Source organism: Streptomyces sp. NPDC056503 (assembly GCF_042794995.1).
Lineage (GTDB): Bacteria > Actinomycetota > Actinomycetes > Streptomycetales > Streptomycetaceae > Streptomyces.
On sequence record NZ_JBHTST010000287.1, the window covers coordinates 1 to 1,129 of the forward strand.

The following is a 1,129-nucleotide window of genomic DNA, read 5'->3' on the forward strand; positions in this document are numbered from 1 at the left end:
CTAGTGACCTGAGTCAGAGATTCGTCGGCAGTAGGCGGCGACTTTGTCGAGGATCTCGTCGGCGGTCTTCGTCCAGACGAACGGTCTGGGGTGCTCGTTCCAGTCGGCGAGCCAGGCTCGGATGTCGCGTTCGAGGGCCTGGACGGAGCGGTGGACGCCGCGCTTGAGCTTCTTCTGGGTCAGCTCGGCGAACCACCGCTCCACCAGGTTCAGCCAGGACGCGCTGGTCGGCGTGAAGTGCAGGTGGAACCGCGGATGGGCCAGCAGCCACTTCTTGATGTCGGGCGTCTTGTGCGTCGCGTAGTTGTCCAGGATCAGATGAACCTGCAGATCAGCCGGGACTTCCTTGTCCAGCTTCGTGAGGAACTTCTTGAACTCTGCCGCCCGGTGGCGGCGGTGGAGGGATCCGATGACCTTGCCGGTGGCGACCTCGAGCGCGGCGAAGAGAGTGGTGGTGCCGGCCCGGACGTAGTCGTGGCTGCGGCGTTCGGGAACCCCGGGCATCATCGGCAGGACTGGCTGGGACCGGTCCAGGGCCTGGATCTGCGACTTCTCGTCCACGCAGAGGACGAGGGCCTTCTCCGGCGGGTCGAGGTAGAGGCCGACGACGTCACGGACCTTGTCGATGAACAACGGGTCCGTGGACAGCTTGAAGGTCTGCGACCGGTGCGGCGCCAGGGCGAACGCCCGCCAGATCCGCGAGACCGTCGACTGCGACATGCCCGTCGCCGCCGCCATCGACCTGGTCGACCAATGGGTGGCGTTCTTCGGTGTCTCCTCGAGCGTCTTGACGATGACCCGCTCGACGTCGGCGTCGGTGATCTTCCTGGGGACGCCGGGCCTCGGGTCGTCGCACAAACCGTCCAGGCCGCGTTCGATGAACCGGCGCCGCCAGGTGCGGACCGTGTCCGGAGTGATCCGCAGCCGGCGGGACACTTCCATGATCGAGTGGCCATCGGCGCACTCCAGCACGATCCGCGACCTCTGAGCCAGAGCCTGAGCCGTCGTCCGGCGGCGTAACCAGCCCTCCAGCACCGCCCTCTGGGCATCAGTGACAGACAACGGCGGAATCTTCGGACCCGGACGACTCATGCCCAACTAACGACGAATCTCCGACTCAGGTCACTAG

1 protein-coding gene is annotated in these 1,129 nt (G+C 65.9%); it reads right to left on the reverse strand.

The window, feature by feature from the left end:
• Positions 1–1,092, reverse strand: a complete 1,092-nt coding sequence (locus ACFQ8C_RS37110) for an IS630 family transposase (RefSeq protein ID WP_383466384.1) — start codon at positions 1,090–1,092, stop codon at positions 1–3.
• Positions 1,093–1,129: the final 37 nt, after the last annotated feature.